This is a genomic window from Curtobacterium sp. UNCCL20 (assembly GCF_900101675.1).
In the GTDB taxonomy this organism is placed as follows: Bacteria; Actinomycetota; Actinomycetes; order Actinomycetales; family Microbacteriaceae; genus Curtobacterium.
This window is the reverse complement of record NZ_FNKG01000002.1, coordinates 613,872-626,481: the sequence shown is the minus strand read 5'-3', so window position 1 is coordinate 626,481 and position 12,610 is coordinate 613,872. Positions and strand designations below refer to the sequence as shown.

11 protein-coding genes and 1 tRNA gene are annotated in these 12,610 nt (G+C 71.2%); 3 read left to right on the top strand and 9 right to left on the bottom strand.

Annotation, left to right across the window (positions count from 1 at the left end; all coding sequences use genetic code 11):
• Positions 1-26: 26 nt before the first annotated feature.
• The 3 genes from BLT36_RS12295 (at position 27) to BLT36_RS18765 (ending at position 1,963) form a co-directional block, all read left to right on the top strand.
• Positions 27-100, top strand: a tRNA-Pro gene (locus BLT36_RS12295).
• 172 nt (positions 101-272) lie between these two features.
• The gene (locus BLT36_RS12290; protein WP_092095474.1) at positions 273-1,346 is read left to right on the top strand and encodes a sensor histidine kinase; all 1,074 of its coding nucleotides are present in this window, start codon (positions 273-275) and stop codon (positions 1,344-1,346) included.
• A complete protein-coding gene (locus BLT36_RS18765; RefSeq protein ID WP_175529627.1) occupies positions 1,343-1,963 on the top strand; it encodes a response regulator transcription factor in 621 nt (206 codons plus the stop codon). Before BLT36_RS12290 ends, BLT36_RS18765 begins: the two co-directional genes overlap by 4 nt.
• Before the next feature lie 214 nt (positions 1,964-2,177).
• On the opposite strand, the gene BLT36_RS12280 is transcribed toward BLT36_RS18765, so the two are convergent.
• The 9 genes from BLT36_RS12280 to BLT36_RS12240 all read right to left on the bottom strand — a co-directional run bounded on the left by BLT36_RS12280 (position 2,178) and on the right by BLT36_RS12240 (position 12,578).
• On the bottom strand, positions 2,178-3,221 hold the full coding sequence (locus tag BLT36_RS12280) for an LLM class flavin-dependent oxidoreductase (protein ID WP_092095472.1): 1,044 nt from the start codon (positions 3,219-3,221) through the stop codon (positions 2,178-2,180).
• A 274-nt stretch (positions 3,222-3,495) separates the two neighbouring features.
• Positions 3,496-4,122, bottom strand: coding sequence for a thymidine kinase (locus BLT36_RS12275; protein ID WP_092095471.1), 627 nt, complete (start codon positions 4,120-4,122; stop codon positions 3,496-3,498).
• Positions 4,122-4,823, bottom strand: a complete 702-nt coding sequence (locus tag BLT36_RS12270) for a response regulator transcription factor (protein ID WP_254787603.1) — start codon at positions 4,821-4,823, stop codon at positions 4,122-4,124. Before BLT36_RS12270 ends, BLT36_RS12275 begins: the two co-directional genes overlap by 1 nt.
• Entirely contained in the window at positions 4,810-6,051 is a 1,242-nt protein-coding gene (locus BLT36_RS12265) for a hypothetical protein (RefSeq protein ID WP_092095469.1), read from the bottom strand. Before BLT36_RS12265 ends, BLT36_RS12270 begins: the two co-directional genes overlap by 14 nt.
• The gene (locus tag BLT36_RS12260; protein ID WP_092095467.1) at positions 6,048-7,274 is read right to left on the bottom strand and encodes a sensor histidine kinase; all 1,227 of its coding nucleotides are present in this window, start codon (positions 7,272-7,274) and stop codon (positions 6,048-6,050) included. The genes BLT36_RS12265 and BLT36_RS12260 overlap by 4 nt, the downstream gene beginning before the upstream one ends.
• 157 nt (positions 7,275-7,431) lie before the next feature.
• Positions 7,432-8,601, bottom strand: a complete 1,170-nt coding sequence (locus BLT36_RS12255) for an Rv2578c family radical SAM protein (RefSeq protein WP_092095466.1) — start codon at positions 8,599-8,601, stop codon at positions 7,432-7,434.
• Between the two features lie 46 nt (positions 8,602-8,647).
• Positions 8,648-10,135, bottom strand: coding sequence for a malate:quinone oxidoreductase (locus BLT36_RS12250; RefSeq protein WP_092095464.1), 1,488 nt, complete (start codon positions 10,133-10,135; stop codon positions 8,648-8,650).
• Between the two features lie 107 nt (positions 10,136-10,242).
• Positions 10,243-11,295 (bottom strand): aspartate-semialdehyde dehydrogenase, encoded by a 1,053-nt coding sequence (locus BLT36_RS12245; protein ID WP_092095462.1) that lies wholly within the window; start codon positions 11,293-11,295, stop codon positions 10,243-10,245.
• Between the two features lie 17 nt (positions 11,296-11,312).
• On the bottom strand, positions 11,313-12,578 hold the full coding sequence (locus BLT36_RS12240) for an aspartate kinase (protein ID WP_092095460.1): 1,266 nt from the start codon (positions 12,576-12,578) through the stop codon (positions 11,313-11,315).
• Between the last annotated feature and the right edge of the window lie 32 nt (positions 12,579-12,610).

Genomic DNA, 12,610 nt, shown 5'->3' with positions numbered 1-12,610 from the left:
TGCTCCGGTACGGAGTGACCACACCGCGGGGTGTGGCGCAGCTTGGTAGCGCGCCTCGTTCGGGACGAGGAGGTCGCAGGTTCAAATCCTGTCACCCCGACACTGTGTTGAGACAGTACGAAGTAGGCCCTGGTTCTCCGGAACCAGGGCCTACTGCTTTGTCCCGACGTAACGACTTGTCCCGGCAGCAGCGACAGCGTGTGTGTCCACGGCCACATCCCGACCGGTCGACGGCGTCCCGACGGACTGCTCCGCGCTACGCTCGATCCGCCATGGACATCCCCGCGCCGCTCGCCTCCGTCCTCGCGCAGATCGGTGCGCGCTTCCCCGCCCTCGCCGACGACCCGGTCATGGCGCAGAGCCTGTACGACAACGTCACGTCGATGATCGCCGAAGCGCACGAGCGGTACGCCGCCGGCGTCGAGTCGAGCGTGGTGAGCGATGCGTTCCTCGACCCGGCACACCTCGCGACCGGTGCCCTGCACGCCGAGCAGGCGCAGCACCCGGCCGGCGCGATGCTCGCCGCCGAGGTGCTGTTCGACGAGTACCTGCCGGTCTTCGTGGAGGAGGTCGGTGCGACCACCACCGACGAGCTGCTCCGAGCGACGCGTGCCCTGCACGCGGGCATCTGGAGCCGCTTCCCGGCGGGAGCGATCGCCTACACCGAGGCGCTCCGGCAACGGGTCACGACGGCGCACCTGGACTCTCGGACCCGGATCGCCAGGGACCTGCACGACCGTGTCGCCCACGGCATCCTGGCCGGGCTCCAGCGCATCGAGCTCACCCTGCTGACCGATCCCCCGGTGCCCGCGCGGACGACGCAGCTCGAGGACGCGGCGCGCCTGCTCCGGGGCGCACTGGGCGAGGTCCAGGACCTGGCGGTGTCCCTGCACGCCCGCGTCGGTGCGGACCACCTGGACGTGGCGCTCGCACGGCACGCGAAGGACCTCTTCCCCGCCGAGAGCGCCGCCGAGAGCGCCAACGACAGCGCCAACGAGAGCGCCGCCGAGACCGCGATCGAGATCGTCTCGCACGGTTCGCCCGTCGCGCTCCCGAACTGGAAGGCCGAGGAAGCCCTCACGATCCTGATCGAGGCGCTGACGAACTGGCGGAAGCACGCCCCGGGGTCGGCGGTCACCATCCGCTTCGACTGGGCGGAGAGCGCAGTCACGGTGGCCGTGTCCGACGACGGCCCCGGGTTCGACACCGCCGCGACCGCCGACGGCAGACTCGGGCAGCTCACCATGCGGGAGCGTGCGGCACTCATCGGCGCTGCCTTCGCGGTCCGCAGCCACCCAGGAGCCGGCACGACGGTCGAACTCACCATCCCGGTCGGTGCGCTGTGACCGCCGTCACCCACGTCGCGATCGTCGACGACCACCGGCTCTTCCGCGAGGGGCTGGCCACGATCCTGTCCGCCGTGCCCACCATCCGGGTCGTCGCGCACGGGGAGCGGCCGGCCGACGTGCTGGACTCCCCCGAGGCCGCCGCGATCGACGTGCTGCTCCTCGACGTCGAGCTCGACGGGCCGCCCGCACGCACGACCATCGCGACCGTGCGGCGGAACCACCCGGGCATCGCCGTGGTCGTGCTGACGATGCACCGTGATGCCGTGCTCCGCCGTGCCCTGCTCGACGCCGGCGCGGTGGACTTCGTGACGAAGGACACGCCGAGCCGCGACCTGGTCGACCGCATCGTCCGGGCGACGAGCGCCGACGCCGCGCCGGTGACGTTCCCGATCGACCTCGTCACGGAGGCCCGAGCGGGCGTCCCGCTCAGCGACCGTGAACTCGAGGTGCTCCGGCTCGTCGCGGCGGCCCGCTCGAACGCCGAGATCGCCAGCGACCTCGGTCTGGCGGTGGGCACGGTCAAGCGGCACGTCTACAACGTGTTCCGGAAGCTCGACGTCGGCTCACGCGTGGCTGCGATCGCCACCGCGACCCGGCTCGGCCTGCTCGCCTGAGGTCGACGGCGACGACGCTGTCCCCCCTTCGCACAACGCAAGTCACCCCGAACCACCCGGAACGGCGGTTCGGGGCGACTTCGGTTGTGCGAGAGCACGCGGAACCGCCCAGGGACGCACAAGCGCCGCAGGCACGCGGAACCGCCCAGCGACGCACAAGCGCCGCAGGACGCACGAGCGCCGCAGGAAGCCGAGCGCGCCAGGAAGCCTGGCGCTACACCGAGGCGCCAGCGCCCGCCCGCACCAGCCGCCCCTCGGCGTGCAGCCCGGCCACGACGTCGAGCGCCTGGTGCCGGTACCGCGCCTGGGCAGCCCCGGGAGCGACGATCACTCCGTCGGCCCCGGTGGACTCGACGAGGGCGTTGATCTTCGCCGCGACCTCCTCGCGGTTGCCGTAGGCCTGCCGCTCCGTGCGCGCCGCGATGAACCGCCGCTCGAGGTCGCTGAACTCGTACGCGCGGGCCTCCTCCATGGACACCGGCTCGGGCTTCGCACCCTGCCGCATCCGGATGAACGAGATCATGCCCGGTGCGGACTGCTCCTCGATCACGGCGGGGTCCTCGTCGGTGACGACCTGCACGCCGATCAGCGCGTTCGGGGTCTGCCGGAAGCGCGACGGCCGGAACGAGTCGCGGTAGAGCGCGAGCGCGGCCTCGGTGTTGTCCGACGCGAAGTGGTGCGCGAAGGCGAAGGAGACGCCGAGGGCACCGGCGACCTGCGCGCTGTACCCGGAGGACCCGAGCAGCCAGAACTCCGGCACGTCGCCGTAGCCCGGAACCGCTTTGATCCTGGCGAGGGGGTTCGAGGGGTCCATCCCGGTGAAGAAGCCGATGAGGTCGGCGAGCCGGTCCGGGAAGTCGTCGACGTCGAGCCGGTCGGTGCGCCGGAGGGCCATCGCGGTCGCGCCGTCGGTGCCGGGTGCACGGCCGAGTCCGAGGTCGACGCGGTCCCCGTACAGCGCACGGAGGGTGCCGAACTGCTCGGCGATGACGAGGGGCGCGTGGTTCGGCAGCATCACGCCGCCGGAACCGATCCGGATGGTGGAGGTCGCGGCCCCCACGGCGCTGAGCAGCACCGCCGGCGCGGACGAGGTGATGCCCGGCATGCCGTGGTGCTCGGCGACCCAGAAGCGCTCGTACCCGAGTTTCTCGGCGTGCACCGCCATGTCGATGGAGCCCTGCAGGGCTTCGGTGTTGGACTGGCCGTACTCGCGGGTCGCCAGGTCGAGGACGGACAGGTGCACGGATGCGTCGCTCATGTGGGCACCAACGCGTGCCGTCGCGCCGGCATTCCGCACCACCCACGGGCCTGGAGGCGCGTGGCGGCCTCGCACCGTGCCTCCAGGCCGTCACCGGGTCGCGTGTCCGGGCCGCGCCGTCACGTGGCCTCGGTTGCGTGCAGCGCGCCCCTGCGGGCGGGACACGCCACCGGCGGACCGCCGAGCGGGCGGAACCCGCCGGTCCCGGACGCCGAACGTGACGTCTTTCGCCCGCTCGTTGTCCCCGCACGGGGCCACGCCGATGGGCGGCGCCTCAGTCGCCGTCGAGGCGGCCGCCGGACTCCGTGAGGTAGCAGTTGGCGCACAGGGACTCGTACGTGACGTCGACGCCGTCGATCGCCACCTGCGATCCGTCGAAGACGAACCGGCCGTCGACCTTGCGGGCGTTGAAGACCGCCTTGCGGCCACAGCGGCAGATCGTCTTGAGCTCCTCGAGCGAGTGCGCCACCTCGAGCAGGCGCGCGCTGCCGGGGAACGCCTCGGTGCGGAAGTCGGTGCGGATGCCGTACGTGATCACCGGGATCTCGTCGAGGACCGCGATCCGGAGCAGGTCGTCGACCTGCCGCGGGGTGAGGAACTGCGCCTCGTCGACGAGCACGCAGCTGACCGGGCGGACCATGCCGTCGAGCCGGTCGGACTCGGGATCGGCGGCGCCGGCCGTGGTGATCGCGTCGCGGACGTCGGCGTCGGGGCCGAACACGATGTCGACCGTCCGGGTCACGCCGAGGCGCGAGACGATCTCACGGTCACCCTTGGTGTCGACGGACGGCTTGGCGAGGAGCACGCGGTGGCCGCGCTCCTCGTAGTTGTAGGCGGCCTGCAGCAGCCCCGTGCTCTTGCCGCTGTTCATCGCGCCGTAGCGGAAGTAGAGCTTCGCCACTACGCGAGGAACCCGTCCTCGGCCGCACGACGGATGAGGTCGGACTTCTTCGACGCGGGACGGCCGACCCTGCTGTACTTCTCGCGCACGCGGCGCAGGTACGTCTTGGCGGTCTCGTACTGCACGTTCATCTGCGCGGCGACCTCGTTCGTCGAGTAGCCCGACACGTACAGGCGCAGCGCTTCCTCTTCGCCGTGGCTGAGCTTGGGGCGCTGGTGCGCGTTCGCCCCGGTCGGCAGCGGACGCCAGTCGCGCTGCGGCGGGGTGTCGCGGGCGACGCCCATGATCTCGCGCGCGACGTCCATGACCTCGCGCATGGGCAGCGACTTCGACAGGAACGCGGCGGCGCCGGCGGCGAGTGCACGGTCGCGGGACTCGCGGCTGTCGACGCTCGACAGGACGATGACCTTCGCTCCGGCGGCACGGCAGGTGCGCACGCGGGCCTCGATCGAGACGGGTTCCTTGAGCTGGAAGTCGAGGAACACCAGGTCCGTCGGGAAGTTCTCGCTGTGCACCATCTCGAGCCACGTGTGGGCCGTCAGGGCGAGGTCGAAGTCGAAGGCGTTCACCGCGATCCAGCTCGACAGGCTGTCCAACAGCACCTCGTGGTCGTCGAGGATCGCCAGCCGCACGCGTCGTGTCCCCGGGTTCGGGAGGGCGGACATGCCCTCCGTGATCCGGCTCGGGTCAGTGCTGGTCATACGAGAACCTTAGTGCGAGGGCGGATGGTCGGACGGCGACGTCCAGGTCGGGGAACGTCACGCGGAGGACCGCGAAGTACGGGTCGAAGGTGCGGTGGATACCGACGTCGGAGTCGGCGACCGCGAGGTCGATCGCCACCGCGACGCGCGGCGTGCCCGTGGTGCCGCCGGCATCGGGTGCGTCCGCGCGACGGACGGTCGCCCGGAACCCGGCCGGGTCGACGGTGGAGGCGCGGAGCGCGGCACGCAGGAAGGTCCTGACCACCGTGCGCTGGTCGACGTCGAGGGTGGCGAGGAGCCCGTCCGGGTCGTCCACGACGGCGTCGCTCGCGCTCGCGCTCCCGCTCTCGACGGTCACCGCGTGCTCGAACCAGGTCCGGTCCGCGTCGGCCACCATCGACCGGCGGATCCCGTCGGCGATGGACCGGGCACGGGCGCGGTCGGCGTCGGTGATCACGTCACGGGTGCGGAGCTCGGCGAAGAACGGCGCGACGTCACGAGCGAGGATCGTCGAGCGGTCCTCCTGCACGCGCTCGGCGATGCCGTCCCGCTCCGCGCGCTCGACGGAGTACGACCCGGCGCGGATCTGCACGCGTTCGGCGAGCCCGGCGAACGTCCATGCGAACACCGCCGACGCAGCGGTCAGCACGAGGGTCGGCGCGGCCCCGAGGAAGCCCGCGACGGTGATCGGGACGTGGTGCGGGAAGACGGCGGCACCGAGGCCCCAGGCCACTGCGTTGACGGCAGCGAGGACGAGGCCGCCCACGGCGAGGTCGACCGACGGCCGGTACGGCGCGGCCATCACGATGCCGGTGGCCGTGAGCAGGCACATGAAGTCGTTCAGGGCGCTGCGGTCCGGTCCCCACTGCGCGGCGACGCTCGCCACCGTCGCGGCGGCCAGGAGCGCGACGTGCAGGACGAACGCCCAGCGCGGGAACGGGGCGCGGAACGGGCTCGACGCGACGAACACGACCGCGCCGGACGTCGCGACGAGCAGCACCGTCAGCGCGCTCAGGGTGGGGCTGCCGACCACGTCGCGATCGAACACGGAGACGAGGAGCGCCCAGAGGACACCGCCGGCGCCGAGGACGATGGCGAGCGGGCGGGAACCCATCGCACCGAGCGGGTCGTACTGCTGCGCGGTGCGGGTGGCGTCGGTGCGGGTCCGCACGCGAGGACGCGTGCGCGTGCGTGTGCTCGTGCTCTTGTCCGTGTCGGCGCGGGTCATCGGCCGGCTCCCTGTTCGTCGTCCGGCGTGGCCGACACGGCCGCGGTCAGGGACCCGTACGGCACGGACATCATCACGCTGGTGCCCGACCCCGGCGAGGACCACACCTGCACGTCGCCGCCGACCCGCCCGATGCGCTCCCTGACGGAACCGCGGAGTCCCATCCGGTCCGGGCTCGTCGAAGCCTCGTCGAACCCGCGGCCGTCGTCGACCACCATCACGGTGCAGGCTCTGCCGTCGTCGAACACGCTGACCTCGGCGGCGTCCGTGCCCGCGTGCTTCCGGACGTTCGCCAGGCACTGTCCCACCGCACGGAGGACCGCCGTCATCGCGCGCTGGTCGAGCCGGGTGAGGGCACCGGGGTCCCCGGTCACGGTCACGTCGAGTCCGAGCGCCCGGTGCTCGTCGACCATCGCCTCGAACGCCCGCACGGCTGCGCCCGGCTCGGGCCGCACGGGCTGCGCGTCCGGCGCGAGCCACTCCTTGCCGGTGAGCATCGCGACGTCGGCCTCGACGGTGCGGGCGAGGTGCTCGTCCATCGGCCCGTCGGGCGCGAGCGCGATCGCCCCGAGGTGGTTGAGCACGGTGTCGTGCAGGATCGCCGCCGCTTCGGCCTCGACGCCGGCGCGGTAGGCGGAGACGTGCTCCTCCCGCGCGGAACGGAGGAGCTCCGGCTGGACACGCTCGGAGCGTCCGGTGCTGCGGCTGGTGAAGAGCACGAGGGCCACGACGAACCCGAGTGTGACCCACGCGAGGACGAGGAGGCGCGGCGTCCCACCCTCTTGCACGATCCCGATGAAGGTCGCCGCACGGCCGATCAGGAAGCCCGCCACCGACCACAGCGCCACCCGGCCCGCGACGGCACCGGCACCGCCCACCAGGACCAGCGGGATGATCGCCAGGGAGAGCAGGTAGGACCCCACCCACTCGACGGGGACCTCGCGCTGGACGCTGACGGCGAACCACCACGAGCAGATGCCGCCGACGATCAGGAACGCGACCGCGGACCGCCAGGTGCTGAACTGCGCGTGCACCGCGATCATCGCGAGCATCGGCAGGAGGGCGAGCACCGCGCCGCCGACCCGCACACCGGGGTCGGCCAGGTGGTACAGCAGCAGCGTGACCGCGGCCGCGGCGAGCGACCCGACCGCGGCTGCGTGGAACGCGCGCACGGTCGACCACGCGTTGACTCGCGGAGCGAGGTGCGTGGGGATGCCGAGCACGGGTCAGTGGTCCTTCCGGACGAGTGGGGACGCCGCCCACGATCCAACCACCATTGGCGCGATCGTGTACCCCGAATGTCGGAGCGATCGGCGACCCGGTCGATGATACCGGCACGAGCGGCGGACAGGTGTCCCCCGAACGCGGACCCACGGGTACTCAGAAGAGTGTCGGTAGCCCGGTCGGCCTGGCCGGGGTGAGCCGCCGGTCGAAACCCGGGTCGGCGCGCTTCAGCGGGGACGTCCCCGGGAGCGACTGCTCGTCCTGGCCGTCCGGCACGCCGACGACGCCGGCGGTGCGACTCGACGGGTCCCCGCGGTTCGACGGGTTCACCCGGTTCGAGAAGCCCATCGACCCCGTCGCCGGATCGACCCTGCCGAGGCCCATGCCGTGCGCCCGGAGGATCGGCCGCACCCGCTCGGCCAGCCAGCGCCGGTAGTCCTTCGGCGCGTAGGTGTTGTCGAGGTACATCGACCGGTAGCGGCCGACGAGGTCCGGCCGGGTCCGCTCGAGCCACGCGAACCACCACGGCTTCACACCGGGTCGGAGGTGGAGCGCCGAGTACATGACACTCGACGCACCCGCAGCGGCGGCACGACCGATCGCGTCGTCGAGCGCCGCCCGGGTGTCGGTGATGTAGGGCAGGACGGGCATCAGGAACACCGAGCACTCGAGCCCGGCATCGCGGATGGCACGCACTGTCGCCAACCGGGCGGCGGTGGTCGGCGTGCCCGGCTCGACCTGCTGCTGGAGCTCGTCGTCGTACACCGCGATCGACATCGCGAGGTCCACCGGCACGGACTGCGCTGCCTCGGCCAGGAGCGGCAGGTCGCGGCGGAGCAGGGTGCCCTTCGTCAGGATGCTGAACGGGGTTCCGGACTCGGCGAGGGCGCGGATGATGCCGGGCATCAGCCGGTAGCGCCCCTCGGCACGCTGGTACGGGTCGGTGTTCGTGCCGAGCGCCACCGGGTGGCGGTCCCAGCTCGGCTTGTGGAGCTCGCGCTGCAGGACCTCGGCGACGTTCGTCTTCACCACGATCTGCTGGTCGAAGTCCGCTCCCCCGTCGAACTCGAGGTACGTGTGCGTGGGCCGGGCGAAGCAGTACACGCACGCGTGGCTGCAGCCGCGGTAGGGGTTGATCGTCCACCCGTACGTGCCGCCGCCGTCGGCCGAGGGAACCCGGTTCAGCGCGCTCTTCGCCAGGACCTCATGGAAGGTCACTCCCGCGAACTCCGGCGTCGTCACACTGCGGACGAACCCGCTGTTCGACTCGAGCCCGGGGAGCGCGTCGCTCCGCTCGGCACCGATCGCCTGACCACTCCACCGCATGCCGTCATTCGAACACATGTTCGAACGACCCGCAAGCGCGGACGTGTCAGTGGTGGAGTCCGAGCACCTTCGCCGTGTGCTCCAGCGTCTCGTCGGCGAGCTGCGGGTCGCTGCCGAGGTCCTGCCCGTAGGTGGGCACCATCACGCGGACGGCGGACTCCCACCGCTCCCAGCGGTCCGGGAAGCACTTCTGGAGCATCCCGAACATGATCGGCACCGCGGTGGAGGCACCGGGGCTCGCGCCGAGCAGCCCGGCGATCGAACCGTCGGCGCTCGTGATGACCTCGGTGCCGAACTGCAGCACACCGCCCTTGTCCTTGTCGGGCTTGATGACCTGCACGCGCTGTCCGGCGGTGATCCGGTGCCAGTTCTCCGGCTCGGCCGCGGGCATGAAGTCACGGAGGGCGTCGAACTTCGTCTGCTTCGACGCCAGGAGCTGGCCGATCAGGTAGCGGACCAGGTCGAAGTTGGAGAAGGCGACGCTCAGCATCGGCCGCAGGTTGTGCGGACGGATCGACTTGAACAGGTCGAGCATCGAGCCCTGCTTCAGGAACTTCGGGCTGAACCCGGCGTACGGGCCGAACATCAGCGACGCGTTGCCGTCGACGATGCGGGTGTCGAGGTGCGGCACCGACATCGGCGGCGCGCCGACGCTGGCCTTGCCGTAGACCTTGGCCGCGTGCTGCTGCACGACCTCGGGGTCGTCGGTGCGGAGGAACTCGCCCGACACCGGGAAGCCGCCGTACCCGCGGATCTCCGGGATGCCGGACTTCTGCAGCAGGTGGAGCGCCCCGCCGCCGGCGCCGACGAAGACGAACTTCGCCGCGATGCGCTGCGTCGAACGTCCGACGTCGTTGCGGACGTCGAGCACCCAGCCCTCGGAGACCTTCGAACGGGTGAGGTTCGTCACCTGGTGCGACGGCTCGAACTCGACGCCGTCGATCTCGAGCTGGTCGAACAGCTGCCGGGTCAGCGAGCCGAAGTCGACGTCGGACCCTGCCGCCGAGTACGTCGCCGCGATCGGCTGGTCCTTCTTGCGGCCCGGGATGAGCGCGGGCGCCCACTGCCGGATCTGGGCGGGGTCGTCGGAGAACTCGAGCCCCGTGAAGAGCGGGTGGTCCTTCATCGCCTCGTACCGCTTCCGCATGTACTCGACGTTGTCCGCGCCCCACACGAACGAGATGTGCGGGGTCGGGTTGATGAAGTTCGACGGTTCGGGGAGCGCGCCGGTCTCGACGAGGTGCGACCAGAACTGCCGGGAGACCTGGAACTGCTCGTTGACGGTGACCGCCTTGGCGATGTCGACGCGGCCGTCCGGGAGCTCGGGCGTGTAGTTCAGCTCGCAGAGCGCGGAGTGACCGGTCCCGGCGTTGTTCCACGGGTTCGAGGATTCCTGCGCGACGGTGCCCAGGCGCTCGTAAACGCGGATCTTCCAGGTCGGCTCGAGCCGGTGGATGATCGCGCCGAGGGTGGCGCTCATGATCCCTCCCCCGACCAGGACGACGTCGATGGGGTCCACCTGCTTCACTGCCACGCGACGATCCTAGCCGCGCGGGCTGACAAGCCGAGCCAAGGACGGACGGGAGGCACGTGGCGGGGCCGCCACGTGCCTCCCGTCACGCCGTTGGTCGAGCTGGGACGCTACGCGGCGACGCTCCGGCGCGCGACGATCGCCTCGGCGATCTGCACCGCGTTCAGGGCTGCGCCCTTGCGGAGGTTGTCGTTGCTCACGAAGAGCGCCAGACCCCGTCCCTCGGGAGCGGACTGGTCGGCGCGGATCCGACCGACGAAGGTCGGGTCCTGACCGGCGGCCTGCAGCGGCGTCGGGACCTCGGAGAGCTCGACACCCGGTGCATCGGCGAGCAGCTCGGTCGCGCGCTCGGGCGACAGTGCGCGGTCGAACTCGGCGTGCACCGAGATCGAGTGGCCGGTGAAGACCGGGACGCGCACGCAGGTGCCCGCGACCAGCAGGTCGGGGAGCTCGAGGATCTTCCGGCTCTCGTTGCGGAGCTTCTTCTCTTCGTCGGTCTCGCCGAGGCCGTCGTCGACGATGCTGCCCGCGAGCGGGACGACGTCGAACGCGATCGGACGGACGTACTTGACCGGCTCCGGGAACGTGACCGCGGACCCGTCGTGGGTGAGCGCCGCGGTGTCCTGCTCGAGCGCGGCACGCGCCTGACCGAGGAGCTCCTCGACCCCGGCGAGCCCGGAGCCCGAGACCGCCTGGTACGTGGTCGCGACCAGGCGACGGAGTCCGGCCTCGGTGTCGAGCACCTTGAGCACGGGCATGATCGCCATCGTCGTGCAGTTCGGGTTCGCGATGATGCCCTTCGGCGCCTCGTCGATGGCGTGCGGGTTGACCTCGCTCACGACGAGCGGGACCTCCGGGTCCATCCGCCAGGCGCTCGAGTTGTCGACCACGAGCGCACCCGCGGCGGCGAACTTCGGCGCGAGGGCACGGGACGCGGTCGCCCCGGCCGAGAACAGCGCGATGTCGATGCCCGACGGGTCGGCCAGCTCGGAGTCCTCGACGACGATCTCCTCGCCGCGGAACGGCAGGGTCGTGCCGGCGGAGCGGGCACTCGCGAAGAAGCGGACCCGGTCGGCCGGGAAGTCCCGCTCCTCGAGCAGGCGACGCATCACGGTGCCGACCTGTCCGGTGGCGCCGACGACGGCGACGGTGAGGGTGCTCATCTGCTGCTCCTGCTCGTTCAGCGGCCGGTGCCGGCGTAGACGACGGCCTCGGAGTCGGCGTCGAGGCCGAAGGCGCTGTGCACGACGCGCATCGCCTCGTTGAGGGTGTCGGCACGGGTGACGACCGAGATGCGGATCTCCGACGTGGAGATCATCTCGATGTTGATCGACGCTTCGTGCAGGGCACGGAAGAGCGACGCCGAGACGCCGGCGTTCGTGCGCATGCCGGCACCGACCAGGGCGAGCTTCCCGATCTGGTCGTCGTACTGGATGCCCTCGTACCCGATGTCGGCCTTCGCCACCTCGAGCGCGGTGAGGACGCCCTGCCCCTGGTCCTTCGGGAGCGTGAAGGAGATGTCCGTGCGACCGGTGACGGCCTCGGACACGTTCTGCACGATCATGTCGATGTTCGCGCCGGCACGGGCGACGATCGTGAAGATCTCCGCTGCCTTGCCCGGGGTGTCGGGCACGCCGACGACGGTGATCTTCCCCTCGGAGAGGTCTCCGGCGATGCCGGTGATGATCGGTTCTTCCACGGTTTCCCCCTCTGCAGGGTTGTAGACGATGGTTCCCTCGGCGTTGCTGAAGGACGAGCGGACGTGCAGGGTGACGCCGTGCCGACGGGCGTACTCGACGGCGCGGATGTAGAGCACCTTCGCACCGGAGGCTGCGAGTTCGAGCATCTCCTCGCTGGTGATGCGGTCGACCTTCTGCGCCTTCGGGACGACACGGGGGTCGGCGGTGAAGATGCCGTCCACGTCGGTGTAGATCTCGCAGATGTCCGCGTCGAGGGCCGCGGCGAGGGCGACCGCCGTGGTGTCCGAGCCGCCGCGGCCGAGGGTGGTGATCTCACCCGTCGTGCGGTTGAAGCCCTGGAAGCCGGCGACGATCGCGACGTGGCCGGCGTCGAGCGCCTCGCGCACGCGCTTCGGGGTGACGTCGACGATCCGGGCCTTGCCGTGCTGGGCGTCCGTGAGCATGCCGGCCTGGCTGCCCGTGTACGACGACGCTTCGACCCCGAGGCTCTTGATCGCCATCGCGAGGAGCGCCATCGAGATGCGCTCCCCCGCGGTGAGGAGCATGTCGAGCTCGCGGCCGGCCGGGATCGGGGTCACCGAGTGGGCGAGGTCGACGAGCTCGTCGGTGGTGTCGCCCATCGCCGAGACGGCCACGACGACGTCGTTGCCGGCCTTCTTCGTCTGGACGATCCGCTTCGCCACGCGCTTGATGCTCTCGGCGTCCGCGACGGAGGATCCACCGAACTTCTGCACGATCAAGGCCACTGGCTGGTACTCCCGGAGACGACGGTTCCGCG